Below are 25491 nucleotides of genomic sequence, written 5' to 3'. Positions count from 1 at the left end.
ATAGAAGCCCCCCGTCAGAGTCCTGCTATGCGGGGTTCGCAGGCGCGGGGCTTTTTTGTATGATGTCCGACCCGCGCGCACAGGGCGCCGATTGAGGTTGAGCATGCAGGCCAACGAAGTGAAGAGCTTTCTTGAGGGAAAGCTGCCCGGAGCTCAGGTAGAAGTTGAGGGCGAAGGCTGCAACTTTCAGCTGAACGTGATTAGCGACGAACTGTCGGCCTTGAGCCCGGTGAAGCGTCAGCAGAGCATCTATGCCCATTTGAATCCATGGATTGCCGATGGCAGCATCCACGCGATCACTATGAAATTTTTCAGCCGCGCGGCCTGGGCCGAGCGCACCTGAGCCCAAGGGCGTCGAGACTGTTATGGATAAATTGATTATTACCGGCGGCGTTCGCCTTGATGGCGAGATCCGCATTTCCGGGGCCAAGAACTCCGCGCTGCCGATTCTGGCAGCAACCCTGCTGTGCGATGGCCCGGTCACCGTGGCCAACCTCCCGCACCTGCACGACATCACCACCATGATCGAGCTGTTCGGTCGCATGGGCATCGAGCCGGTGATCGACGAGAAACTGAGCGTCGAAATCGATCCGCGCACCATCAAGACCCTGGTGGCGCCGTACGAGCTGGTGAAAACCATGCGCGCCTCGATCCTGGTCCTGGGGCCGATGGTTGCCCGTTTCGGCGAAGCCGAAGTGGCCCTGCCTGGCGGTTGCGCCATCGGTTCGCGTCCAGTGGACCTGCACATTCGCGGCCTGGAAGCCATGGGCGCGGTGATCGATGTCGAGGGCGGCTACATCAAGGCCAAGGCGCCTGAAGGCGGCCTGCGCGGTGCTAACTTCTTCTTCGATACCGTGAGTGTGACCGGTACCGAGAACATCATGATGGCCGCTGCCCTGGCCAAGGGTCGCAGCGTGCTGCAGAACGCCGCCCGCGAACCTGAAGTCGTCGACCTGGCGAACTTCCTGATCGCCATGGGTGCGAAGATTTCCGGCGCTGGCACCGACACCATCACCATCGATGGTGTCGAGCGTCTGCATTCGGCGATCTACAAAGTGATGCCTGACCGTATCGAAACCGGTACCTACCTGGTGGCCGCAGCCGTCACCGGCGGCCGGGTCAAGGTCAAGGACACCGATCCGACTATCCTTGAAGCCGTTCTGGAAAAGCTCAAGGAAGCGGGCGCTGAGGTTACCACCGGCAGCGACTGGATCGAGCTGAACATGCATGGCAAGCGCCCCAAGGCGGTCAACGTGCGTACTGCTCCGTACCCGGCGTTCCCGACCGACATGCAAGCGCAGTTCATTTCCCTGAACGCGATTGCCGAAGGCACGGGCGCGGTCATCGAGACCATCTTCGAAAACCGCTTCATGCACGTGTACGAGCTGCACCGCATGGGCGCCAAGATCCAGGTCGAAGGCAACACCGCGATCGTTACCGGCACCGAGATCCTCAAGGGCGCGCCAGTCATGGCCACCGACCTGCGGGCCTCGGCCAGCCTGGTGATCTCGGCCCTGATGGCCGAAGGCGACACCCTGATCGACCGCATCTACCACATCGACCGTGGTTACGAGTGCATCGAAGAGAAGCTGCAGATGCTTGGCGCCAAGATCCGCCGCGTACCGGGCTAGTTGCATGACGGGCACAGGGAGGTGCCCAACGCTGAATCAGTTCCACGTCGAGCCTGTCTTCAGGCTCGACGCATGTCTGGCGCCGTTTGCGTCCGGGCATCAGTCGCCGCATAAGGACTTACGTTACTCATGTTGACCATCGCACTGTCCAAGGGCCGTATCCTCGACGACACGCTGCCGCTTCTGGCTGAAGCGGGCATCGTGCCAACCGAGAATCCGGACAAGAGCCGCAAACTGATCATCCCCACGACCCAGGACGACGTTCGCCTGCTGATCGTGCGTGCCACTGACGTACCGACCTATGTCGAGCATGGCGCCGCCGACCTCGGGGTGGCCGGCAAGGACGTCCTGATGGAGTACTCCGGCCAGGGCCTGTACGAACCGCTGGACCTGCAGATTGCCCAGTGCAAGCTGATGACTGCCGGTGCGATTGGCGCCGTCGAACCCAAGGGGCGCCTGCGCGTGGCCACCAAGTTCGTCAACGTGGCCAAGCGTTACTACGCCGAACAGGGCCGCCAGGTGGACATCATCAAGCTTTACGGCTCGATGGAGCTGGCGCCGCTGATCGGTCTGGCGGACAAGATCATCGACGTGGTCGACACCGGCAACACCCTGCGGGCCAACGGCCTGGAGCCCCAGGAACTGATCGCTACCATCAGCTCCCGCCTGGTGGTCAACAAGGCATCGATGAAGATGCAGCACGCCCGTATCCAGGCGTTGATCGATACCCTGCGCAAGGCAGTGGAATCGCGACACCGCGGCTGATTCACATGCGTGGCCTTGAGCCGCGCCCATCTATCCGCGTCATAGCCAGAATGCTCAGGTGCCCACGCGGATGGCTTGGTAGTCTTGCGGCGCCTGAGCTTTGCAAATCCAAGCTTGCCCTTTTGTGCACTCGCCAATCATTGAGGCCTTCGCTATGACCGCTCCGACTGCAATTCGCCGACTCAACGCTGCCGACCCGGATTTCGCCCGTCATCTGGATCATCTGCTGAGCTGGGAAAGTGTCTCTGACGATTCGGTCAATCAGCGGGTGCTGGACATCATCAAGGCCGTGCGCGAGCGCGGCGATGCGGCGCTGGTGGAGTTCACCCAGCGTTTCGACGGCCTGCAAGTGGCCTCCATGGCCGACCTGATCCTGCCGCGCGAGCGCCTGGAACTGGCCCTGACCCGAATCACCGTGGCCCAGCGCGAAGCCCTGGAGAAGGCCGCGGCGCGGGTGCGCAGCTACCACGAGAAGCAGAAGCAGGACTCCTGGAGCTACACCGAGGCCGACGGCACGGTGCTGGGCCAGAAGGTCACGCCGCTGGACCGCGCCGGCCTGTATGTACCGGGGGGCAAGGCGTCTTACCCGTCATCGGTGCTGATGAACGCGATCCCGGCCAAGGTGGCGGGCGTGACCGAGGTGGTGATGGTGGTGCCGACCCCCCGTGGTGAAGTCAACGAGCTGGTACTGGCCGCTGCCTGCATCGCCGGGGTTGACCGGGTGTTCACCATCGGTGGCGCCCAGGCCGTGGCCGCGCTGGCCTACGGCACCGAAAGCGTGCCTCAGGTGGACAAGGTGGTCGGCCCGGGCAACATCTATGTGGCCACTGCCAAGCGCCATGTGTTCGGCCAGGTCGGGATCGACATGATCGCCGGTCCGTCGGAGATCCTTGTGGTCTGTGACGGCCAGACCGATCCGGACTGGATCGCCATGGACCTGTTCTCCCAGGCCGAGCACGACGAAGACGCCCAGGCAATCCTGGTCAGCCCGGACGCCGAGTTCCTGGACAAGGTGGCGGCGAGCATCGCCAAGCTGCTGCCGACCATGGAGCGCGCGGAAATCATCAACACCTCGATCAATGGCCGTGGCGCCCTGATCCAGGTTCGCGACATGCAGCAAGCCATGGACGTGGCCAACCGCATTGCCCCCGAGCACCTGGAGTTGTCGGTGGCCGACCCGCAAGCCTGGCTGCCGCAGATCCGCCACGCCGGGGCGATCTTCATGGGCCGTCACACCTCCGAGGCGCTGGGCGATTACTGCGCCGGGCCGAACCACGTGCTGCCGACGTCCGGTACTGCGCGTTTCTCCTCACCGCTGGGGGTGTATGACTTCCAGAAACGCTCGTCGATCATTTTCTGCTCCGAGCAGGGCGCGTCCGAGCTGGGCCGGACCGCCTCGGTGCTGGCCCGTGGCGAGTCACTGACCGCCCACGCCCGCAGCGCCGAATACCGCATCGTCGACGACCAAGATCAGGGGCAATGAACATGAGCAAATTCTGGAGTCCGTTCGTCAAGAACCTGGTGCCCTACGTGCCGGGCGAGCAACCCAAGCTGACCAAGCTGGTCAAGCTCAACACCAACGAAAACCCCTATGGCCCGTCGCCCAAGGCCCTGGCGGCGATGCAGGCCGAGCTCAACGACAACCTGCGCCTGTATCCCGATCCCAACAGCGACCTGCTCAAGCAGGCGGTGGCCCGCTATTACGGGGTGCAGGGCAATCAGGTGTTCCTCGGCAACGGTTCCGACGAAGTCCTGGCGCACATTTTCCATGGCCTGCTGCAGCAGGATAAGCCGCTGCTGTTCCCGGACATCAGCTACAGCTTCTACCCGGTGTATTGCGGCCTGTACGGCATCGACTACCAGGCGGTGCCCCTGGACGAACAGTTCCAGATCCGTGTGGCCGACTACGCCCAGCCCAACGGCGGGATCATCTTCCCCAACCCGAATGCGCCCACCGGCTGCCTGCTGGCCCTGGACGCGGTGGAGCAGATCCTCCAGGCCAGCCCGGATTCGGTGGTGGTCGTGGACGAAGCCTATATCGACTTCGGCGGCCAGACCGCCATCAGCCTGGTGGACCGCTACCCCAACCTGCTGGTGACCCAGACGCTGTCCAAGTCGCGCTCCCTGGCCGGCTTGCGGGTGGGCCTGGCAGTGGGGCATCCGGACCTGATCGAGGCCCTGGAGCGGATCAAGAACAGCTTCAACTCCTACCCGCTGGATCGCCTGGCCATTGTGGGTGCAGCGGCGGCCTTCGAGGACCACGAGTACTTTGCCAAGACCTGTCAGCTGGTGATCGACAGCCGCGAGTGGGTGGTGGCGCAGTTGCAGGCCAAGGGTTTTGAAGTATTGCCGTCGGCGGCCAACTTCATCTTTGCCCGCCACCCGCAGCACGACGCAGCCGGCCTGGCGGCCAAGCTGCGTGAGCAAGGGGTGATCGTGCGTCACTTCAAGCAGGAACGGATTGCCCAATTCCTGCGCATCAGCATCGGCACGCCGGAGCAGAACCAGGCGCTGATCGACGGGTTGGGGCAGCTTTAAGCCGCAGGCTGCAAGTTAGAAGCCCAGAGCCAATGCTTGGAGCCTCTGGCTTGCAGCTACAAGCTTGTAGCTGCAGCCCGCGGCTGCTCTCACTCGTGGTGCGGCTCGCCGAGGAAGGTCAGGGAGCTGAACAGGCCGCGTGAAGCCACATCCGGGTCGTCCTTGAGCGGTACTTCAAGCTCTGCGGCAATCACGTTCAAGCCTTCATTTCTCACCAACACTTGAGCGCGTCCCTGGGCATCGGTTTCGGTGCTCAGGGTGCTCGGTGCATTGCGGTAGTCGCCGATCAACTTGACCCCAGCCACGGGCTGCCCATCCAGCAGTACCCGTACCGGCAGGCTATTGCCCTGGCCCACGGTCAGCGGGTCGACTTCCGGCAGGATCAGCAGCTTGAGCTGTTCCAGCTTGGGCAGCTTCGCCCCCGCTTGATAGATCGCCAGGCTGTACTTGAAGGTGTGGGTCGAGGCGATGGCCCCCGGGACTTTGCTGCGCCCCTGGTTGCCCCAGCGTTTGTCCGCCGTTTGCGACCACGGACCGTTGTCCAGCGCCACGGCCAGCACCGCCGCTGGCTTGAGTGGTTGCAGGCGCGCGTGGTCGGCCAGGCGTTGCACGCTCACCGGAATCATTCTGGCTGCGGCGTCGTAGGCCCAGGCACCACTGACCTTCTTGGCCTTGAAGGCGTCGTCTTCGGCTCCGTGGCCGTAGATCACTTCGATATTGCCGCGGCGCTGTTCGGTCCACAGACCGTGGGCCGAGGCCTGGGTGGTACCCAGGGTGGCGAGCAGGCCCAGCAGGGCGATTGATTTGAGATTGTGCATGGCGATTTCCGGCTACAGGTTGAGTGTCAGGCTGACGGTGAAGTTGCGCGGCTCGCCGGGCGTGACCCAGTAGTTGCTGTAGGAGCGCTCGTAGTACTTCTCGTCGAACAGGTTGTTCAGGTTCAGGCCCAGGGTCAGGTTGTCACTGGCCTTGTAGTGGGCCAGCAAGTCCAGGGTGCGGTAGGCGGGCAACTCGAAGCGGCCTCCGGCCTCGCCCGAGCGATCGCCGACGTAGGTCAGGGCGGCGCCGACGTCCGAGCCTTTGAGTCGTCCGTCCTGGAACTCATAGACGCCCAACAGGCTGCCACTGTGCTTGGCCACGCCGAGTATGCGACTGCCGGCGGGGATCGCCCGATCGCCCTTGGTGACCTCGGCATCGATCAGCGCATAGGCACCAATCACCCGCACCGCATCGCTCAACTGGCCGGTCACTTGCACGTCGAAGCCCTGGCTGCGGGCCTTGCCCACGGCGCGGCTGGAGTCGGTGCCGGGGTCCAGGGCCAGGACGTTTTCCTTGTCGATATGGAAGGCGGCGAGGGTGGCGCTCAGGCGTTCGTCGAACAGCTCGCTCTTGATCCCCACTTCATAACCGACCCCTTCCTCGGGCTTGAAGGTCTTGCCGGCCGCATCCAGCCCGTTGTTGGGCTTGAACGAGGTGGAGGCGTTGGCGAACAGGCCCAACTGCGGAGTCAGTTGATAGAGCAGGCCGGCGCGCTGGGTCAGGGCGTCGTGGCTCTGGCGGCTGCGCTTGCCGGTGGTGTGGTCGTCGATCCGTTGCTCGAAGTGTTCAAAGCGGGCGCCGAGCATGCCGCGCAAGCGGTCGTTGAAGACAATCTGGTCCTGCAGGTTGAGGGCCTGGCTTTCGACATGTTCGAAAAAGTCCGTGCCGGAACGTTTGCCGTTGGGCTTGGCCTGGCCGTAGATCGGGTCGTAGATGTCGACAGCGTAGGCGCCGCCGGCGAGGGTGGTGACCCGCTCGTTCTTGCGGTAGTTCTCGTATTCGCTGCCGATCAGCAGTTCGTGCTGCCAACTGCCGATGTCGAACAGGCCGCGCAGTTCCAGTTGGGTGATGCTGTCGTGCCAGTTGTTGTCGCGCTCGCGATAGCGCCGGTTGACGGTGTGCTGGTCGGCATTCAACGGGCGGGTTTCCGAGGCAAAGCCCCACAACTTGCCTTCCTTGTAGTGGCTGGCCAGGCGCAGCTTCCAGCTGTCGTTGAGGTGATGTTCCAGGGCGGCCTGGAGCATGGTGTTGTGGTTGTCGATGTTGCCGTCGTTGGGTTCACCGAGGAAGGTCGAGCGCGAGACGCCGCTCCGGCGATTGTTGGGCGCGACGATGCCGCGGTCGAAGGTCGAGCTGTGGCGCACGAACTCGCTCTCCACCAGGAGGCTGGTGTCCGGGTTCAGCTGCCAACTGAAGGAGGGGGCGACGAACAACCGGCGGCTGTCCACATGGTCGCGGAAGCTGTGGTTGTCCTCCACCGCCAGGTTGACCCGGGACAGCAGGTTGCCCTGGTCATCCAGCGGGGTGTTGAGGTCCAGGGCGGTGCGGTAGCGGTCCCAGCTGCCGGCGCTGGTCTGCAGGGTGGCGAAGGCTTCGGGCTGAGGTTTCTTGGTGACGATGTTCACCGTGCCGCCGGGATCGCCCCGGCCATAAAGGCTGGCCGCCGGTCCCTTGAGCACTTCGATGCGTTCGATATTGGCCGCATCCGGGGTGCTGGGATAACCGCGATTGGCGCTGAAACCGTCCTTGTAGAACTCCGAGGTGGTGAAGCCGCGCACGCTGTATTCATACAGGGTCAGGCCGCCGAAGTTGTTCTGCTTGGAGACTCCGCCGGCGAACTCCAGGGCTCGCTCGACGTTACTGCTGCCCAGGTCCTTGAGCACGCTGGCGGGGATCACGCTGATGGACTGCGGGATATCGCGGATTGCCGTGTCAGTCTTGGTGGCGCTGGCCGAGCGAGTAGCCCGGTAACCTTTGACCGGGCCGCTGGCAGACTCGTATTCGGTGGTGATGCGGGTGGTTTCAAGTTCCAGCGACTGCGGTTCTTCGGCAAGCAGCGGGTCTGCCAGCAGGCCCAGGGTCAGGCCTGCCAAGGGGAGGATTTTTCGGGACGTCATCGGGCTGTTCCAATAGCAATATTGAAACAATATAACATGACTGATGAGAATGTATGTTGTTAGCCCGGCATGGCCGGGCGCACATTCACTTTTCTTCTTTGACCGGTGCGGGCGGTGGACGCAGGCCGATTTCTGCGGTCAGCTTGAGTTCCTTGCCGTTGCGCATGACCTGGATCGAGACTTTGTCCGTCGGCTTGATCCGCGCCACCTGATTCATCGAGCGACGACCATCGCCGGCGGGTTCGCCGTCGATGCTGAGGATCACATCACCCAGCTGCATACCGGCCTTCTGCGCCGGACCGTCGCGGAAGATCCCGGCCACCACGATTCCAGGCCGCCCGGCCAGGCCGAAGGACTCTGCCAGCTCCTGGGTCAGCGGCTGCACTTCGATGCCCAGCCAGCCCCGGATCACCTGGCCATGCTCGATGATCGACTTCATCACCTCCATGGCCAGTTTGATCGGGATCGCGAAGCCGATGCCCTGGGAACCGCCGGACTTGGAGAAGATGGCGGTGTTGATCCCGGTCAGGTTGCCGTTGGCGTCTACCAGTGCGCCACCGGAGTTGCCTGGGTTGATCGCGGCATCGGTCTGGATGAAGTCTTCGTAGTTGTTCAGGCCCAACTGGTTGCGCCCGGTGGCGCTGATGATGCCCATGGTCACGGTCTGGCCGACCCCGAACGGGTTGCCGATGGCCAGGGCGACATCACCGACACGGACGCTTTCCGAGCGGCCGACGGTGATCGAAGGCAGTTTTTTCAAGTCGATCTTGAGTACCGCCAGATCGGTTTCCGGATCGCTGCCGATGACCCTTGCCAGGGTTTCACGGCCATCCTTGAGCGCCACCACGATCTGCTCGGCGCCGGAGGTCACGTGGTTGTTGGTCAGCAGGTAGCCTTCGGGGCTCATGATCACCCCGGAACCCAGGCTTGACTCCATGCGCTGCTGCTTGGGCAGGTTGTCGCCGAAGAAACGCCGGAACTGCGGGTCTTCAAACAGCGGATGCGCGGGTTTGTTGATCACTTTGGTGGTGTACAGGTTGACCACCGCGGGCGCGGCAATCAGTACCGCATCGGCGTAGGAGACTGGCCCCTGCTGGGTACTGGTGGTTTGCGGAGCTTGCTGCAGGTTGACGTCCAGGCTGGGTAGCCCGACCCATTGCGGATAACGCTGAATAATCAACAACGCGATAAGCACGCCGGCCAGTAGCGGCCAGCCAAAAAAACGCAGAGCCTTGAGCATTGAGCAAGTCCTGGGTGGTTACGAAGGGCTGCGCACGGCCCATAATGTCGCGCATTATACGAGGCCGCGCGCGCCTCTGAACGGGATATTTAGGAGTCTTTTATGGCCGTTGCCCTGAGCACACTGGTGGAAGAAGCGGACCGCTACCTGGGCAGTTCACGTATCGCCGACTATTGCCCCAATGGTTTGCAAGTCGAAGGACGCCCGCAGGTGATGCGCATCGTCAGTGGCGTGACCGCCAGCCAGGCGTTGCTGGACGCAGCCGTGGAGGCCAAGGCCGATCTGGTGCTGGTGCATCACGGCTACTTCTGGAAAGGCGAGAACCCCTGCATCACCGGAATGAAGCAGCGTAGGTTGAAAACCCTGCTCAGGCACGACATCAGCCTCTTGGCCTATCACCTGCCCCTGGACCTGCACTCGGAGGTGGGCAACAACGTGCAGTTGGCCCGGCAGTTGGATATCACCGTGGAAGGCCCATTGGACCCGGAGAACCCCAAGGTCGTCGGTCTGGTCGGTTCCCTCAGCGAACCCATGACGGCGCGGGACTTTGCCCGGCGGGTGCAAGAAGTGATGGGCCGCGAACCCTTGCTGATCGAAGGCAGCGAGATGATCCGTCGGGTCGGCTGGTGCACCGGCGGCGGCCAGGGCTACATCGACCAGGCGGTCCAGGCCGGCGTCGACCTGTACCTGAGTGGTGAGGCTTCGGAACAGACCTTCCACAGCGCCCGGGAAAACGACATCAGCTTCATTGCTGCCGGTCACCACGCCACTGAGCGTTATGGCGTCCAGGCCCTGGGCGACTACCTGGCCCGGCGCTTCGCCCTGGAGCATCTGTTCATCGACTGCCCCAACCCGATCTGACCCCGTGCAGGAGCCGGCTTGCCGGCAAAAAGATCTTCAGCCCTGAAGTGCGCTTGCAAGCGCCTTCGCTGGCAAGCCAGCTCCTACAGAGGGGCGTTTGGGGGCTAACGGAGCGGTATATTCATATACCGTTTCGTTCTAGTTGGCGTCCTGATTAGAAGCAGGTCGCTGTGCTAGCATGCCCCGCTCGAACACGGCCCGCTGGCCGTCCATAAGAAAGCTTTCGTGAGTAGCCATGGTCGACAAACTGACGCATCTGAAACAGCTGGAGGCGGAAAGCATCCACATCATCCGCGAGGTGGCCGCCGAGTTCGACAACCCGGTGATGCTGTACTCCATCGGTAAAGACTCCGCCGTGATGTTGCATCTGGCCCGCAAGGCGTTCTTCCCCGGCAAGCTGCCGTTCCCGGTGATGCACGTCGATACCCAGTGGAAATTCCAGGAAATGTACAAGTTCCGCGATCGCATGGTCGAGGAACTGGGGCTGGACCTGATCACCCACGTCAACCCGGATGGCGTGGCCCAGGGCATCAACCCGTTCACCCACGGCAGTGCCAAGCACACCGACATCATGAAGACCGAGGGCCTCAAGCAGGCTCTGGACAAGTACGGTTTCGACGCCGCATTCGGCGGTGCCCGTCGCGATGAAGAGAAGTCCCGCGCCAAGGAGCGCGTCTACTCGTTCCGCGACAGCAAGCACCGCTGGGACCCGAAGAACCAGCGCCCCGAGCTGTGGAACGTCTACAACGGCAAGGTCAACAAGGGCGAGTCGATCCGCGTGTTCCCGCTGTCCAACTGGACCGAGCTGGACATCTGGCAGTACATCTACCTGGAAGGCATCCCGATCGTGCCGCTGTACTTCGCCGCCGAGCGTGAAGTGATCGAGAAGAACGGCACCCTGATCATGATCGATGACCAGCGCATCCTCGAGCATCTGTCCGATGAAGAGAAAGCCCGCATCGTCAAGAAGAAAGTGCGTTTCCGTACCCTTGGCTGCTACCCGTTGACGGGCGCGGTGGAGTCCGAGGCCGAGAGCCTGACGGACATCATCCAGGAAATGCTCCTGACGCGAACTTCCGAGCGCCAGGGTCGGGTCATCGACCACGATGGCGCCGGCTCGATGGAAGATAAAAAACGTCAGGGTTATTTCTAAGGGGCTGTCATGTCGCATCAATCTGATTTGATCAGCGAGGACATCCTCGCTTACCTGGGCCAGCACGAACGCAAAGAGCTGCTGCGCTTTCTCACCTGCGGTAACGTCGACGACGGCAAGAGCACCCTGATCGGGCGTCTGCTGCACGACTCGAAGATGATCTACGAAGACCATCTGGAAGCCATTACCCGGGATTCGAAGAAGGTCGGCACCACCGGTGACGACATCGACCTGGCGTTGCTGGTCGATGGCTTGCAGGCCGAGCGCGAGCAGGGCATCACCATCGATGTCGCCTATCGTTATTTCTCCACCGCCAAGCGCAAGTTCATCATCGCCGACACCCCCGGCCATGAGCAGTACACCCGCAACATGGCCACCGGTGCTTCCACCTGTGACCTGGCGATCATCCTGGTGGACGCCCGCTACGGTGTGCAGACCCAGACCCGTCGTCACAGCTTCATCGCCTCCCTGCTGGGCATCAAGCACATCGTCGTGGCCATCAACAAGATGGACCTCAAGGACTTCGATGAAGGTGTGTTCGAGTCGATCAAGGCCGACTACCTGAAGTTTGCCCAGGGTTTGAAGATCCAGCCCACCAGCCTGCACTTCGTGCCAATGTCGGCCCTCAAGGGCGACAACGTGGTGAACAAGAGCGAGCGTTCGCCCTGGTACACCGGCCAGTCGCTGATGGAAATTCTCGAGACTGTGGAAGTGGCGGGTGACCGCAACTTCACCGACCTGCGTTTCCCGGTGCAGTACGTCAACCGTCCGAACCTGAACTTCCGTGGTTTTGCCGGCACCCTGGCCAGCGGCATCGTGCACAAGGGCGACGAAGTCGTGGTGCTGCCGTCGGGCAAGAGCAGCCGGGTCAAGTCCATCGTCACCTTCGAGGGCGAGCTGGAGCAGGCCGGTCCAGGCCAGGCCGTGACCCTGACCATGGAAGACGAGATCGACATCTCCCGCGGCGACCTGCTGGTGCATGCCGACAACGTGCCGCCGGTCACCGACAGCTTCGAAGCCATGCTGGTGTGGATGGCTGAAGAACCGATGCTGCCGGGCAAGAAGTACGACATCAAGCGCGCCACCAGTTACGTGCCGGGTTCGATTGCCAGCATCAATCACAAGATCGATGTGAACACCCTGGAAGAGGGCGCGGCCAGCGCGCTGCAACTGAACGAGATCGGCAAGGTCAAGATCAGCCTCGACGCGCCGATTGCCCTGGATGGCTACGAGAGCAACCGCACCACCGGTGCTTTCATCGTTATCGACCGCTTGACCAACGGCACCGTCGGCGCCGGCATGATCATCGCCCAGCCAGTGGCCCATGGCAGCGCCACACACCATGGCAAGCTGGCCCATGTGGCCACCGAAGAGCGTGCCCAGCGCTTCGGCCAGCAACCGGCCACCGTGCTGTTCAGCGGCCTGTCGGGCGCGGGCAAGAGCACCCTGGCCTACGCGGTGGAACGCAAGCTGTTCGACATGGGCCGTGCGGTGTATGTGCTCGATGGCCAGAACCTGCGGCATGACTTGAACAAAGGCCTGCCACAGGATCGTGCCGGGCGTACCGAGAACTGGCGCCGTGCGGCTCACGTGGCCCGGCAGTTCAACGAAGCTGGCCTGCTGACCCTGGCCGCGTTCGTGGCGCCGAGTGCCGAAGGGCGCGAGCAGGCCAAGGACCTGATCGGCAAGGATCGTCTGTTGACGGTGTATGTCCAGGCATCGCCTGCGGTGTGCGCTGAGCGTGATCCTCAAGGCCTGTACGCTGCCGCTGGGGACAACATCCCGGGCGAGTCCTTCCCCTATGACGTTCCGCTCAACGCCGATCTGGTGATCGATACCCAGGCGCTGTCGGTGGAAGAGAGCGTCAAGCAGGTGCTGGACCTGTTGCGTGGCCGCGGCGTGATCTAAGCCGTAGCAAAAAGCCCGCAGCCGAGTGATCGGCTGCGGGCTTTTTTGTGCGCTGCCGATAGCGTCAGCCGGCCAGGACGGTGCAGCTGCGCAGGCGCTGGCCTGCCAGCGAACAGGCCCTCAGGGCTTTGCCGGATACTCGCGATGCAGTTCTTCCAGCAGCGCGTCCTTGTCCAGCCACTGCTGGTTGATCCAGCCCTGGAATGCCTGGCGATAGGTCGTGTCCTGCTCGTAATTCTTGCCAATGAACTGCGGTGGAATCTGCACTTCCTCAAAGCGCACCACCACCTCCTTGACCCTGCCGCACAGCAGGTCCCAGAAACCGGGCCGGCCAGCGGGGTAGTGGATGGTCACATCGATGATCGATTGCAATTGCTCGCCCATGGCATCCAGGACAAAGGCGATGCCGCCGGCCTTGGGCTTGAGCAGGTAGCGGAACGGCGACTGTTGCTGGGCATGCTTGCCTTCGGTGAAGCGCGTGCCCTCGACGAAGTTGAAGATCCCCACCGGGTTGTTGCGGAACTTCGCGCAGGTCTTGCGAGTGGTTTCCAGGTCCTTGCCCTTTTTCTCCGGATGCTTTTCCAGGTAGGCCTTGGAGTAGCGCTTCATGAACGGAAAGCCCAGGGCCCACCAGGCCAGGCCAATCACCGGCACCCAGATCAGCTCCTGCTTGAGGAAGAACTTCAGCGGGCGGATGCGGCGGTTGAGCACGTACTGCAGGACCATGATGTCGACCCAGCTCTGGTGGTTGCTGGTGACCAGATAGGAGTGCTGGTAATCCAGGCCTTCAAGGCCTTTTACGTGCCAGCGGGTGCGGCACACCAGCTGCATCCAGGCCTTGTTATTGCTGATCCAGGCTTCGTGGGTGTGGTTCATCAGCCAGTGGGTGAAGCGCTGGGTGAGGGCGAAGGGCAGGGCCTTGCAGATCGCCACGCAGAACAGGAACGAGCACAGCAGGATGGTGTTCAGCGCCAGCAGGATCGAAGCGATGATCCCGCGCACGGCGGCAGGTAGGAATTCCAGCATTTAGACATCCATGGGTCGGTTGGCGGCTTGAATCGCGGTCAGGGCGATGGTGTAGACAATGTCATCCACCTGGGCGCCCCGAGGCAGGTCGTTAACAGGCTTGCGCAGGCCTTGCAGCATCGGCCCCAGGCTCACGCAATCGGCACTGCGTTGCACGGCCTTGTGGGTGGTGTTGCCGGTGTTCAGGTCGGGGAACACGAAAACCGTGGCCTTGCCTGCCACCTGGCTGTTGGGGGCCAGTTGCCGGGCGACGTTTTCGTTGGCCGCAGCATCGTATTGCAGCGGGCCGTCGATCAACAGCGAACGCTGGGCTTCATGGGCCAGCAGGGTCGCCTCGCGGACTTTCTCCACTTCTTCGCCGCTGGCCGAGTCGCCGCTGGAGTAGCTGATCATGGCCACTCTTGGGGTAATGCCGAACGCCGCCGCCGAGTCGGCACTCTGCAGGGCGATCTCCGCCAGTTCGCTGGCGCTGGGGTGCGGGTTCATCACGCAGTCGCCGTAGACCAGCACCTGCTCGGGGAACAGCATGAAGAAAACCGAGGACACCAGGGTGCAGCCCGGGGCGGTCTTGATCAGTTGCAGGGCCGGGCGGATGGTGTTGGCGGTGGAATGGATGACCCCCGATACCAGGCCATCCACCTCATCCAGGGCCAGCATCACGGTGCCGATCACCACCGGGTCCTCCAGTTGCTGCTCGGCCATGGGGGCGTTGAGGCTCTTGCTCTTGCGCAGGGCCACCATGGGCTCCACGTAGCGCTCGCGAATCAGGTCCGGGTCGAGAATCTCCAGGCCTTCGGGCAACTCGATGCCCTGGGCCCGGGCTACCGCATGCACTTCCTCTGGCTTGGCCAGCAGTACACAACGGGCGATGCCCCGGGCCTGGCAGATGGCGGCGGCCTGTACGGTCAAGGGTTCGCTGCCTTCGGGCAGGACGATACGCTTGTTGGCGTCCTGTGCCCGCTGGATCAACTGATAGCGGAACACCGCTGGCGACAGGCGCATTTCCCGCGGAGTGCCGCAGCGCTGGTGCAGCCAGTTGGCGTCCAGGTGGCTGGCGACGAAGTCGGTGATGATTTCCGCGCGCTCGCGGTCATCGATGGGGATTTCCTTGTTCAGGCCATTGAGCTGGTTGGCGGTGTCGTAGGACCCGGTGCTGACCGACAGTACCGGCAGGCCGGCGTTCAGGGCACCACGGCACAGATCCATGATGCGCGGGTCGGGCAGGGTGTCGCTGGTCAGCAGCAGGCCGGCCAGGGGCACACCGTTGATCGCCGCGAGACTCACGGCGAGGATGATGTCGTCGCGATCCCCCGGGGTCACCACCAGTACGCCGGGCTTGAGCAGTTCCACGGTGTTGCGCATGGTGCGGGCGCAAATGATGATCTTGGTCATGCGCCGGGTTTCATAGTCCCCGGCATTGAGCACCTGGGCGCCCATCAGGTCGGCTACGTCGCGGGTGCGCGGTGCGTTCAGTTCCGGCTGGAAGGGAATGCAGCCCAGCAGGCGGAAGTCGCCGCTGCGCAGCAAGGGCGAGTGCTCCTTCAAACGGGCGGAGAACGCCTCCATGCTTTCGTCGGTACGCACTTTGTTGAGGATCACCCCCAGCACTTTCGGGTCTCGCGGGCCGCCGAACAACTGCGCCTGCAGCTCGACCCGTCCCGACAGCTCGGTGAGCACTTCGTTTTCCGGAGCAGAGACCAGGATCACTTCGGCATCCAGGCTTTTGGCCAGGTGCAGGTTGACCCGGGCGGCGTAGCTGGCGCTGCGGGTCGGCACCATGCCTTCGACGATCAGCACGTCCTTGCCGATGGCGGCCTGCTGGTAGAGGGTGATGATTTCCTCCAGCAATTCATCCAGCTGGCCATCGCCGAGCATTCGCTCCACATGGGCCAGCCCCAGGGGTTGTGGCGGCTTCAGGCCGTGGGTCCGGGCTACCAGCTCGGTGGAACGCTCGGGGCCGGTATCACCGGGGTGGGGCTGGGCAATGGGCTTGAAAAAGCCGACCTTGAGGCCGGCCCGTTCCAAGGTACGCACCAGCCCGAGGCTGATGGAGGTCAGACCCACACCAAAATCGGTGGGCGCGATAAAAAAAGTTTGCATGCGAGTTCTCAGAAGGTGCATGGCAAAGGCGACGGTCTGCAGCCGTCTGCCTGGTCGTCAGGCGCTAAGGTTATCGTTATCCGGTGCTTGAGCACACCAGCCGCAGTCAAAGCGCTGGCCTATTTTTTCCGCCCGCAACTGCGGGTCCAGCACCCAGGCCCGGGATTGCCAGGGCGGCAAGTGGCGCAGGTGCTGGGTATGCCCACAGGACAGTTCGGCCACCCAATGACCCTCTTCGTCCTGATGGAAACCGCAGATTGTCGAGTGATTTTTCACGTTCCGTTGGTCCGGGTTCCGTTCGCTTTCGAGCGATTGCTTCGCTAAACTTGCCCGTTCTTCATTCTTATGCAAAAGGTCCCGCCCCATGCTGATCGCCGCCAATAAGGCTGTCTCCATCGACTATACCCTCACCAACGATGCTGGTGAGGTCATCGACAGCTCTGCCGGCGGCGCCCCGCTGGTTTACCTGCAAGGCGCAGGTAACATCATTCCTGGTCTGGAAAAGGCTCTGGAAGGCAAGCAAGTCGGTGACGAACTGAACGTCTCCGTGGAACCTGAAGATGCCTACGGCGAATACGCTGCCGAACTGGTCAGCACCCTGAGCCGCAGCATGTTCGAAGGCGTCGACGAACTGGAAGTGGGCATGCAGTTCCACGCGTCCGCTCCGGACGGCCAGATGCAGATCGTGACCATCCGTGATCTGGACGGTGACGACGTGACCGTAGACGGCAACCACCCGTTGGCCGGTCAGCGCCTGAACTTCCAGGTCAAGATCGTTGCCATCCGTGATGCCAGCCAGGAAGAAGTCGCTCATGGTCACGTCCATGGCGAAGGTGGCCATCACCACTGATTTTCTGCGCTAAGCTCAAGCTTACTGGAGAGGCGCCCGAGGGCGCCTTTTTAGTCCGCGGCTTTTGGCTGTACTGTCGAGAGGCTGTTTTTCTGTAAGAACACAGGAATTTGGAGTTCGTCATGAGTGCTTTTCACGACCTTAAATTGAAAGCCCTGGATGGTCAGGAGCTGCCGCTCGCGCCCTTCAAGGGGCAAGTCGTGCTGGTGGTCAACGTCGCCTCCAAATGTGGTCTGACACCACAATATGCGGCGTTGGAGAATCTCTACCAGCAATACAAGGCCCAGGGATTCAGCGTGCTGGGGTTGCCCTGCAACCAGTTCGCCGGGCAGGAACCGGGCACCGAGCAGGAGATCCAGGAGTTTTGCAGCCTCAACTACGGGGTGACTTTTCCCTTGAGCAGCAAACTGGACGTGAACGGTCCCGAGCGTCATCAGCTGTACCGTTTGCTGGCGGGCGAGGGCGCGGAGTTTCCCGGGGATATCACCTGGAACTTCGAGAAATTCCTGTTGGGCAAGGACGGTCGGGTACTGGCGCGTTTCTCGCCCCGTACCGCTCCGGATGATCCGACTGTGGTCCAGGCCATCGAAAAAGCCCTGAGCTAAGCACTGCCGGGCCCCTCTTTCACGCCGCTGCAATGCGGCGTTTTTGCATCTAAATCACTCAAATCAATAATGCTGTGCAGCACTGTGAGGGGGCCATATTATCCTCATCATAAGTGCGCCGGGGCAGGTACCCGGCGCAGTCTTGTGCGTCGAGTATCGACTCGAGCCTTTTTGTCGGAGTGCAGCATGCCTGTTCAAGCCTTGTTCAAACCCTTTCAACTCGGCGCGCTGGAGCTGCCGAGCCGCGTAGTGATGGCGCCGATGACCCGTTCGTTTTCTCCGGGTGGCGTGCCCAACGCCAAGGTCATCGAGTATTACCGTCGCCGCGCTGCTGCGGGTGTCGGCCTGATCATCACCGAGGGCACCACGGTGGGGCACCAGGCCGCCAACGGTTACCCCAATGTGCCGCAGTTCCATGGCGAGGCGGCCCTGGCCGGGTGGAAGAAGGTGGTGGATGCGGTCCACGCCGAAGGTGGCAAGATCGTTCCGCAACTGTGGCATGTGGGTAATGTGCGGCGCCTGGGCACCGAGCCGGACGCCAGCGTGCCCGGCTATGGCCCGACCGAGAAGCTCAAGGACGGCAAGGTGCTGGTGCACGGCATGACCCACCAGGACATCCAGGAAGTGATCGCAGCCTTTGCCCTGGCCGCCAAGGATGCCCAGAGCATCGGCATGGACGGTGTGGAAATCCATGGTGCCCACGGTTACCTGGTGGATCAGTTCTTCTGGGAGGGCACCAACCAGCGCACCGACGAATACGGCGGCGATCTGGCGCAGCGCTCGCGTTTCGCCATCGAGTTGATCCAGGCGGTGCGGGCTGCCGTCGGCCCGGATTTCCCGATCATCCTGCGTTTCTCCCAGTGGAAGCAGCAGGATTACAGCGCGCGTCTGGTGCAGACCCCGGAAGCTCTGGGCGCCTTTCTCAAGCCGTTGGCAGATGCAGGTGTGGATATCTTCCACTGTTCGACGCGACGCTTCTGGGAGCCGGAGTTCGAAGGCTCGGACCTGAACCTGGCAGGCTGGACCCGCAAGCTCACCGGCAAACCCACCATCACCGTGGGCAGCGTCGGCCTGGACGGCGAGTTCCTGCAGTTCATGGTCAACACCGACAAGGTGGCGCAGCCGGCCAGCCTGGAAAACCTGCTGCAGCGCTTGAACAACGACGAGTTCGACCTAGTGGCCGTGGGTCGGGCGCTGCTGGTGGACCCGGATTGGGCGCAGAAAGTCCGTGAAGGCCGTGAGCAGGACATCCTGCCGTTCAGCCGTGAAGCACTGACGACCCTGGTTTAACTTCTGGCCCCGGGCGGTGAGGGGGGCAGCCTCCTTGCCGCACCTAGTGCCTCTGTGGCGCTGCGTGGTTCCAGCGCTGCTTCGATCATCCCTTCGTAATCCACGACCGGTGCTGGCTGGCAGACACTGCGCAACTGATCCTCAAACTGTGCGATCACGGCCGGCCAGCCCTGGCGGCTGGCGTGTTGCCGGGCGTTGAGACGTACCCGGCGCAGGGTTTCCGCCTCCTCCAGCAGCCAGCCGGCGGCCTCACAGAACGCGCCTTCATCCCCGGGCATGGCCAGCACGCCGTTGTAGCCATGGCGGATATGCTGGGCTGCCGCGGCCTGATCGTAGGCCACCACCGCCAGCCCGGAAGCCAGGGCTTCCAGCACCACATTGCCGAAGGTTTCCGTAAGACTGGGAAACAGGAACACATCCCCCGAAGCGTAATGGGCCGCCAGGGCTTCACCCCGCTGACTGCCACAGAACAGGGCCTCGGGCAGGCTTTTCTCCAGGGCGGCGCGTTGTGGGCCGTCACCCACCACGATCAGTTTCATCTTCCGCTGTGGATAAGTGGCCTTGAGCTGCTCGAAGCAGCGCTTGAGCAGGCTCAGGTTCTTCTCCGGGGCCAGGCGCCCGACATGGATCACCGCCAGATCATCGTTGCCCAGGCCCCAGCGCGTGCGCAGCTCATTGAGGCGTTTGGCCGGATGGAACAGTTGGCTGTCGACGCCACGGGACAGCAGGGCCAGGCGTTCGAAGTGCCGACGCTCCAACTCCAGGCGCTGACTGGCGCTGGGCACCAGGGTCAGCTTCGAACGGTTGTGGAACCAGCGCAGGTAATGGGTCAGCAAGCGCGTCAGCAAACCCAGGCCGTACTGGCTGGAATACTGCTGGAAGTTGGTATGGAAGCCACTGACCACCGAAATTCCCAGACGTTTCGCCGCCCGCAGCGCGGACAGCCCCAGCGGGCCCTCGGTGGCGATGTATAGCACGTCCGGGCGTTGGCGTTTCCAGCGTCGCAGCAGTTTGTGCATCGACGACTGGCCCCATTGCAGCCCCGGGTATCCCGGCAGCGGCCAGCCGCGGCACAGCATCAGGGCCTCGTCGCTGGGGCGGCTCTGATCACAACCCTGGCGCGGACGCACCAGTTCCACCTGATGCCCACGGGCACGCAGGCCATCACACAGGCGGCCAAGGGTATTGGCCACGCCATTGATTTCCGGTGGGAAGGTTTCAGTGATGAGGGTGATGTGCAGAGCTGTCGTCATGACCTCAGTGTCGACTGAGGCCATGTCGTCATTGTGACGTCTGGATGATGGATTTATGACGCGCCAGCCTTATTTGGCTGGCAGGTTCTCCATCCCGCGCTCACGCACCCAGAAGAGCGTCGCCCCGGCCACGGCGGCCGGCATCATCAGGATGTTGACGAAGGGGATCATCAGCGCCAGGTAGACGATGCCGCCAAAACCCAGGCTCTGCCAGCGCTTCTGCCGCAGCCAGACGATCATCTCCTGCCAGCTCATCTTGTTGTTATCCGCCGGGTAGTCGATGTACTGGATGGCCATCATCCAGACGCCGAACAGCAGCCACAGCGGCGCGGCAATCAGGTTGACCACCGGGATCAGCGACAGGATGAACAGGCCGATGGCCCGGGGCAGGAAGTAGCCGAGCTTGCGCATTTCCCGGGATAGGGTGCGGGGGATCATGGCGATCAGTTCGCCCCAGCTGAAGGGCGGGAAATCGTCAGTGCCACGCACCACGATTTCGACTTTTTCCGATAGAAAGCCGTTGAAGGGAGCGGCAATGATATTGGCCAGCATGGTGAAGGTGAAAAACACCATCAACACCACCAGCACCATGAACAGCGGCCAGAGGATGTAGCTCAGAAAGCTCAGCCATTGCGGCAGGGTCGGCATCAGGGTGTCGATCCACAGGCTGAACTGGTGGCCGGCGAAATAGATCAATCCGACGAACAACACCAGGTTGATCACCAGGGGCAGTAGTACGAACAGGCGCAGGCCGGGACTGAGGACCAGTTTCAGGCCTTCACGCAGGTATTGCGGGCCGGACAGTACGGGGGCGGGCATAGAACGCTCCGAGCAGATGGAAAACGCGCCGACCTTACCGGCTTTACCCGGGGGGCGAAAGCACCGTGAACAGGTCGACATCAACGGTAACAAAGACCCTTTCAAATGGGCCTGCTGAGGATAGAGACCGCCTATGAGCTGGATTGTTAAACCGTATTTCCTTAATCTTCGCCCCCTCTATACGCTTCACCCATTATTTTTTGGACGGTCGAGTTCAAGCCTTCCCCAAGGTTTCACCGTCCTTTTTTATTCCAGCCGGCAATCCGGCGTTCCGCGCCAGGGCACCCGGGCCGGTCGATAGGAGTGAGTCATGTCTGAAGTACGCCATTCGCGTGTGATTATTCTCGGTTCCGGCCCTGCCGGTTACAGCGCCGCCGTCTATGCCGCCCGTGCCAACCTGAAGCCGCTGCTGATCACCGGCATGCAGGCCGGTGGCCAACTGACCACCACCACTGAAGTCGACAACTGGCCTGGCGACGTGCACGGCCTGACCGGCCCGGCGCTGATGGAGCGGATGCGCGAGCACGCCGAGCGTTTCGAAACCGAAATCGTCTTCGACCATATCAATGCCGTGGACTTCGCTGCCAAGCCTTACACCCTGACCGGCGACAGCGCGACCTACACTTGCGACGCCCTGATCATCGCCACCGGCGCCAGCGCCCGTTACCTGGGCCTGCCTTCGGAAGAAGCGTTCATGGGCAAGGGTGTATCGGCCTGCGCTACCTGTGACGGTTTCTTCTATCGCAACAAGCCGGTGGCGGTGGTCGGTGGTGGCAACACCGCTGTCGAAGAAGCCCTGTACCTGGCCAACATCGCCAGCACCGTGACTTTGATCCACCGTCGCGAAACCTTCCGCGCCGAGAAAATCCTGATCGACAAGCTCAACGCCCGCGTGGCCGAAGGCAAGATCATCCTCAAGCTCAATGCCAACCTGGACGAAGTCCTGGGCGACAACATGGGTGTGACCGGTGCGCGCCTGAAGAACAACGACGGCAGCTTCGACGAGCTGAAAGTCGACGGCGTGTTCATCGCCATCGGCCACACCCCGAACACCTCGCTGTTCGAAGGCCAGTTGACCCTCAAGGACGGTTACCTGGTGGTGCAGGGCGGTCGTGACGGCAATGCCACGGCCACCAGCGTCGAGGGTATCTTTGCCGCTGGCGACGTGGCTGACCACGTTTACCGTCAGGCCATCACCTCGGCCGGCGCCGGCTGCATGGCGGCACTGGACACCGAGCGTTACCTGGACGGTCTGCAGAACGCTGCACACTGATTTCCAGGCGATAAAAAAACCGGCGCAAGCCGGTTTTTTTATGGGTGATGGTTTTGTCGGAGCCAGATCAGCGGCGAGTCAGCGGCTGGGCGGCGAACTTGACCCCGGCCAGGCCGTGGGCGATCAGGGCGCGGATATTGCCGTGGTCAGTGCCTTCGGGGGTGGCCAGTACCGAGCGGTAGTGCTCGCCGAAGGCGAGCAGGGCTTCTGTGTCGCTCAGGCCTTCCAACAGGGCCAGGCCCAGGGTCTTGCACGAGCCTTCGTTCTGCCCGGCGGCGTTTTCCACGCCACCGTTGTTGAAGGCCTGGGGCTGGTAGTCGTAACCGGCGGCGACAAAGGCCAGGGTGTCGGCAAAAGCGTGTTCACCGCTGTTCAGGCTGGCGCGCAGGGTGTTCAGATCAGTCATGGGACTTTCCTTTGGCGAACGCCGCTTGCTGCTCGGCGCTGGCTTCTTTCTGGTAGAGATTTTTCCATTCGGCGTATGGCATGCCGTACACCACTTCACGGGCGTCATCGAGGCTGACCTCGATCTGGCGTTCGTCGGCCTCGGCCTTGTACCACTTGGACAGGCAGTTGCGGCAGAACCCGGCCAGGTTCATCAGGTCGATGTTCTGCACGTCCTTGCGGTTGTCCAGGTGGGCCACCAGGCGGCGAAAGGCCGCGGCTTCCAGTTCCAAGCGTTGTTGAGGGGACATAAGACTCACTGCACGTAGAGGGATGGGAATAGCTGCCAGCGGCCAATCAAAGCCGAATCGCTTTGACTGGCCGCTTGGTGCTAGCGACTTGCCGCTAACGTGATCGATACCGATTCGGCAAAGCGCAGGGCGTGGGGTTTGTCGACTTCGACTTCGGCGTACTGCACCGAGAGGTTGCCCATCACCAGGTCCAGCAGTTCCTGGGTCAGGCGCTCCAGCAAGGCGAAGCGATTGCCTTCGACGTGGGCAATGATTGCCTTGGTGATGGTGCGGTAGTTCAGCGCGTGATCGATGTCGTTGTCGCGCACCGCATCCTGGGCGGGGTACAGGATGGTCAGGTTGATCAGCACATCCTGCTTGTTGAGGATCTCTTCCTCGTTGATTCCGATATAGGTCCGCAGGAGCAGGTCCTTGACTCGGATACGAGCCATTCCTGGCTGAAGTTGTGGCATTGCTACTTGCTCCGTCCAATCAATTGCAGGAATTCCTGGCGAGTGGTGCTCGAATCGCGAAAGGCGCCGAGCATCACCGAGGTGTGCATGGTGGAATTCTGTTTCTCGACGCCGCGCATCATCATGCACATGTGCTTGGCTTCGATCACCACCGCGACGCCCGCGGCCTGGGTCACGCTTTGCACCGCGTCGGCGATTTCCCGGGTGAGATTTTCCTGGATCTGCAGGCGTCTGGCGAACATATCGACGATCCGGGCGATCTTCGACAGCCCCAGCACCTTGCCGGTAGGAATATAAGCCACATGGGCCTTGCCGATGAAGGGCAGCAGGTGATGTTCGCACAGGGAGTACAGCTCGATGTCGGCGACTATCACCATTTCGTCGCTGTCAGAGGCGAACAGTGCGCCATTGACGATCTCGTCCACCGACTGGCTGTAGCCATGACACAGGTACTGCATGGCCTTGGCCGCGCGCTTGGGGGTGTCGAGCAAACCTTCGCGCTTGGGGTCTTCACCGAGGCCCTTGAGGATCTCGCGGTAGTGTTGGGGCAGGGAAAGGCTCATGCAAGGTCCTCGTGGGGGCCGGCTTATTTGACGTGCCGCCCGCCGTTGACGGTCAAGGTGGTGCCGGTGACATAGGGGTTGTCCAGCAGGTAGCGCAGGCTCTGGTAGATCACTTCGCTGCCGGGTTCGATGCCCAGGGCGGATTTGGCCAGGGTCTTGGCGCGGTACGCCGCGTCGTCGTCGGGGTTGAACAATAGCAGGGCCGGAGCGATGCCGTTGACCTTGATTGCCGGGGCGTATTTTGCCGCGAAGGACAGGGTCAGGCTGTCCAGCCCGGCTTTGCTGGCGCAGTAGGCGATGTGCTTGCTGCTGCCCTTGCGGGTCACGTCGTCGCTGATGTGGATGATGTCCGCCGGGCTCGAACGCTGCAGCAACTCTGCGCAGTGCAGGTTGATCAGGTAGGGCGCGAGCATGTGCACGCTGAACATCCGGGTAAAGGCGGCGCTTTCCTCGCCTGGGCTTTCTTCCAGCCACTCTGAGGCGTTGTGGACGATGGCCCGCAAGCGGTCGGTGTGGTGTTTCACCGCGCTGATCAGGGCCAGGATTCCGGCTTCGCTGGAGAAGTCGGCATGCAGCAGGATCGCGCCCTTTTCCCGCAAGGTCTGCAGGCCCGGGCGGTCGCTGCGGTAAGTGACGATCACCGGCTGCCCGTCTTCCAGCAGGCGCAGGGCGCAATGCAGGCCGACACGCTGGCTGGCACCAGTGATCAGGATCGGAGCGGAGGAGGTGTTCATGAAGGGCTCGCGTCGCGGGTAGGGGAAAACTATACCAGCGGTGGGACGGGTTGTGCCTGTTGCTCGGGGGCTGCGCTGGCAAGCCAGATTAGCAGCCGACTCCTGCGCAGTGTGCAGGAGCCGGCTTGCCGGCGAATCACGGATTCTGCGTCGAGGCGCTGGTCGGTAGCGGGCGCGCCGGTGTGCTGTTGAGCCAGTTAGCCAGCAGGCGGGTGGACATCGGAATGAAGAAGTAGACCATCAACGGGGTCAACGCCAGGGTGCTGACAAACACTCGGGGCAGCAGGCTCAGGTCGCTGAGCAGGGGACCTAAGACGAAGTTGAACAGCAGCGACACCGGGAAGAACGCCAGCCAGATGGCCACGGCCTGTTTCCAGCGCGGTGGTCGTTGTCCGGCTGCGCCGAACCAGCCATCGATACCGCTGACGCGATGTTCCGATGGGTGGGCAAACAAGTCGCTGCCCCGGGCCAGCCAGGCGGTGCGCGAGGCGGAGTGTTCCCAGGTGTGCAGGGTCTGTTCGTCGGCGAAGCGGAAGATGATCTGGAATTCGTCGTCGTCAGGTGGTGGGGCCAGAACGCCGGAACCCAGGTAGCCGGGAAAGTCGGTGGCCAGTTGTTCGCCTTCGCGCAGCCAGGCGATCAGGTCCTGGTAACGGCCGTCGGCAACGCGCCGGGCAACCATCAGGGTGACGGGTGAGGTAGACATTATGTATCTCCGTAAACCAATGCGCGGCCTGGGTAAGGCAGTCGCTGACGTGGCACCGGGGTAGTGGGCCGCGCCTGAATCAAGCAAGGATTA

At 62.4% G+C, this 25491-nt stretch carries 26 protein-coding genes; 12 read left to right on the top strand and 14 right to left on the bottom strand.

The features are described 5' to 3' along the window. Positions 1-103: 103 nt before the first annotated feature. The 5 genes from Q8O96_RS13840 (at position 104) to hisC (ending at position 4934) form a co-directional block, all read left to right on the top strand. Positions 104-343 carry a BolA family protein gene (locus Q8O96_RS13840; RefSeq protein ID WP_011059280.1) on the top strand — a complete coding sequence of 80 codons (240 nt, stop codon included), beginning with the start codon at positions 104-106 and terminating at the stop codon, positions 341-343. Positions 344-365: 22 nt separating this feature from the next. Next, entirely contained in the window at positions 366-1631 is a 1266-nt protein-coding gene (gene murA, locus Q8O96_RS13835; RefSeq protein WP_102861160.1) for a UDP-N-acetylglucosamine 1-carboxyvinyltransferase, read from the top strand. Positions 1632-1760: 129 nt separating this feature from the next. Then, positions 1761-2396, top strand: a complete 636-nt coding sequence (gene hisG / locus Q8O96_RS13830) for an ATP phosphoribosyltransferase (RefSeq protein WP_016968619.1) — start codon at positions 1761-1763, stop codon at positions 2394-2396. 154 nt (positions 2397-2550) lie between these two features. Continuing rightward, positions 2551-3879: a histidinol dehydrogenase gene (hisD, locus tag Q8O96_RS13825; RefSeq protein ID WP_047283941.1), complete on the top strand. Its 1329-nt coding sequence runs from the start codon at positions 2551-2553 to the stop codon at positions 3877-3879. Positions 3880-3881: 2 nt separating this feature from the next. Beyond that, positions 3882-4934, top strand: a complete 1053-nt coding sequence (gene hisC, locus Q8O96_RS13820) for a histidinol-phosphate transaminase (RefSeq protein WP_305948962.1) — start codon at positions 3882-3884, stop codon at positions 4932-4934. 89 nt (positions 4935-5023) lie between these two features. On the opposite strand, the gene Q8O96_RS13815 is transcribed toward hisC, so the two are convergent. The 3 genes from Q8O96_RS13815 to algW all read right to left on the bottom strand — a co-directional run bounded on the left by Q8O96_RS13815 (position 5024) and on the right by algW (position 9110). Next, entirely contained in the window at positions 5024-5752 is a 729-nt protein-coding gene (locus tag Q8O96_RS13815; RefSeq protein ID WP_305948961.1) for a DUF4198 domain-containing protein, read from the bottom strand. Between the two features lie 12 nt (positions 5753-5764). Continuing rightward, positions 5765-7870 carry a TonB-dependent siderophore receptor gene (locus Q8O96_RS13810; RefSeq protein WP_305948960.1) on the bottom strand — a complete coding sequence of 702 codons (2106 nt, stop codon included), beginning with the start codon at positions 7868-7870 and terminating at the stop codon, positions 5765-5767. 85 nt (positions 7871-7955) lie between these two features. Continuing rightward, positions 7956-9110, bottom strand: a complete 1155-nt coding sequence (gene algW / locus Q8O96_RS13805; RefSeq protein ID WP_305948959.1) for a Do family serine endopeptidase AlgW — start codon at positions 9108-9110, stop codon at positions 7956-7958. A gap of 102 nt (positions 9111-9212) precedes the next feature. On the opposite strand from algW, the gene Q8O96_RS13800 reads away from it, so the two are divergent. The 3 genes from Q8O96_RS13800 to cysN all read left to right on the top strand — a co-directional run bounded on the left by Q8O96_RS13800 (position 9213) and on the right by cysN (position 13032). Further along, on the top strand, positions 9213-9971 hold the full coding sequence (locus Q8O96_RS13800; RefSeq protein ID WP_170001147.1) for a Nif3-like dinuclear metal center hexameric protein: 759 nt from the start codon (positions 9213-9215) through the stop codon (positions 9969-9971). A gap of 235 nt (positions 9972-10206) precedes the next feature. Next, positions 10207-11124 carry a sulfate adenylyltransferase subunit CysD gene (cysD, locus tag Q8O96_RS13795; protein ID WP_102861165.1) on the top strand — a complete coding sequence of 306 codons (918 nt, stop codon included), beginning with the start codon at positions 10207-10209 and terminating at the stop codon, positions 11122-11124. 9 nt (positions 11125-11133) lie between these two features. Then, positions 11134-13032 carry a sulfate adenylyltransferase subunit CysN gene (gene cysN, locus Q8O96_RS13790; RefSeq protein WP_250329075.1) on the top strand — a complete coding sequence of 633 codons (1899 nt, stop codon included), beginning with the start codon at positions 11134-11136 and terminating at the stop codon, positions 13030-13032. 120 nt (positions 13033-13152) lie between these two features. Here the strand turns inward: cysN and Q8O96_RS13785 are convergent, their stop codons facing one another. Genes Q8O96_RS13785 through Q8O96_RS13775 form a run of 3 tightly spaced genes read right to left on the bottom strand, consistent with a single transcriptional unit; the run spans position 13153 to position 16554 of the window. After that, on the bottom strand, positions 13153-14058 hold the full coding sequence (locus Q8O96_RS13785; protein WP_207167073.1) for an acyltransferase: 906 nt from the start codon (positions 14056-14058) through the stop codon (positions 13153-13155). Next, complete coding sequence (pta, locus tag Q8O96_RS13780; protein ID WP_102861168.1) at positions 14059-16158, bottom strand: phosphate acetyltransferase; 2100 nt, start codon at positions 16156-16158, stop codon at positions 14059-14061. It abuts the gene before it with no gap. Between the two features lie 57 nt (positions 16159-16215). After that, complete coding sequence (locus Q8O96_RS13775; protein WP_102861709.1) at positions 16216-16554, bottom strand: DUF3565 domain-containing protein; 339 nt, start codon at positions 16552-16554, stop codon at positions 16216-16218. On the opposite strand from Q8O96_RS13775, the gene Q8O96_RS13770 reads away from it, so the two are divergent. From Q8O96_RS13770 to Q8O96_RS13760, 3 genes are all read left to right on the top strand, one after another. Further along, positions 16523-17008: a peptidylprolyl isomerase gene (locus Q8O96_RS13770; RefSeq protein WP_102861169.1), complete on the top strand. Its 486-nt coding sequence runs from the start codon at positions 16523-16525 to the stop codon at positions 17006-17008. The two genes, Q8O96_RS13775 and Q8O96_RS13770, sit on opposite strands and share 32 nt — an antisense overlap. Positions 17009-17130: 122 nt before the next feature. Next, positions 17131-17613 (top strand): glutathione peroxidase, encoded by a 483-nt coding sequence (locus Q8O96_RS13765; RefSeq protein ID WP_102861170.1) that lies wholly within the window; start codon positions 17131-17133, stop codon positions 17611-17613. A 186-nt stretch (positions 17614-17799) separates the two neighbouring features. Next, positions 17800-18903, top strand: a complete 1104-nt coding sequence (locus Q8O96_RS13760; protein ID WP_207167074.1) for an NADH:flavin oxidoreductase — start codon at positions 17800-17802, stop codon at positions 18901-18903. Here the strand turns inward: Q8O96_RS13760 and Q8O96_RS13755 are convergent. After that, positions 18900-20180: a glycosyltransferase family 1 protein gene (locus Q8O96_RS13755; RefSeq protein ID WP_102861172.1), complete on the bottom strand. Its 1281-nt coding sequence runs from the start codon at positions 20178-20180 to the stop codon at positions 18900-18902. The two genes, Q8O96_RS13760 and Q8O96_RS13755, sit on opposite strands and share 4 nt — an antisense overlap. Before the next feature lie 45 nt (positions 20181-20225). Further along, positions 20226-20975 carry a sulfate transporter CysZ gene (cysZ, locus tag Q8O96_RS13750; protein WP_102878389.1) on the bottom strand — a complete coding sequence of 250 codons (750 nt, stop codon included), beginning with the start codon at positions 20973-20975 and terminating at the stop codon, positions 20226-20228. Between the two features lie 310 nt (positions 20976-21285). Between cysZ and trxB the strand changes: the two genes are divergently transcribed. Further along, the gene (trxB, locus tag Q8O96_RS13745; protein WP_060837566.1) at positions 21286-22248 is read left to right on the top strand and encodes a thioredoxin-disulfide reductase; all 963 of its coding nucleotides are present in this window, start codon (positions 21286-21288) and stop codon (positions 22246-22248) included. Positions 22249-22315: 67 nt separating this feature from the next. Here the strand turns inward: trxB and Q8O96_RS13740 are convergent, their stop codons facing one another. The 6 genes from Q8O96_RS13740 to Q8O96_RS13715 form a co-directional block, all read right to left on the bottom strand. Then, positions 22316-22654, bottom strand: a complete 339-nt coding sequence (locus tag Q8O96_RS13740) for a HopJ type III effector protein (protein WP_102861174.1) — start codon at positions 22652-22654, stop codon at positions 22316-22318. Beyond that, complete coding sequence (locus tag Q8O96_RS13735) at positions 22647-22943, bottom strand: DUF1244 domain-containing protein (protein WP_102861175.1); 297 nt, start codon at positions 22941-22943, stop codon at positions 22647-22649. The genes Q8O96_RS13740 and Q8O96_RS13735 overlap by 8 nt, the downstream gene beginning before the upstream one ends. 80 nt (positions 22944-23023) lie before the next feature. Further along, positions 23024-23395, bottom strand: a complete 372-nt coding sequence (gene folX / locus Q8O96_RS13730) for a dihydroneopterin triphosphate 2'-epimerase (RefSeq protein WP_102861176.1) — start codon at positions 23393-23395, stop codon at positions 23024-23026. Between the two features lie 2 nt (positions 23396-23397). Further along, the gene (gene folE / locus Q8O96_RS13725) at positions 23398-23958 is read right to left on the bottom strand and encodes a GTP cyclohydrolase I FolE (protein WP_305948958.1); all 561 of its coding nucleotides are present in this window, start codon (positions 23956-23958) and stop codon (positions 23398-23400) included. Between the two features lie 23 nt (positions 23959-23981). Then, positions 23982-24692 (bottom strand): dihydromonapterin reductase, encoded by a 711-nt coding sequence (gene folM, locus Q8O96_RS13720; protein WP_207167077.1) that lies wholly within the window; start codon positions 24690-24692, stop codon positions 23982-23984. 136 nt (positions 24693-24828) lie between these two features. Next, the gene (locus tag Q8O96_RS13715; RefSeq protein WP_102861179.1) at positions 24829-25398 is read right to left on the bottom strand and encodes an antibiotic biosynthesis monooxygenase; all 570 of its coding nucleotides are present in this window, start codon (positions 25396-25398) and stop codon (positions 24829-24831) included. Positions 25399-25491 lie beyond the last annotated feature (93 nt).

It is taken from the genome of Pseudomonas sp. LPH60 (assembly GCF_030718165.1).
Classification (GTDB): domain Bacteria; phylum Pseudomonadota; class Gammaproteobacteria; order Pseudomonadales; family Pseudomonadaceae; genus Aquipseudomonas; species Aquipseudomonas danubii.
This window is presented reverse-complemented; position numbering and strand designations above follow the sequence as displayed.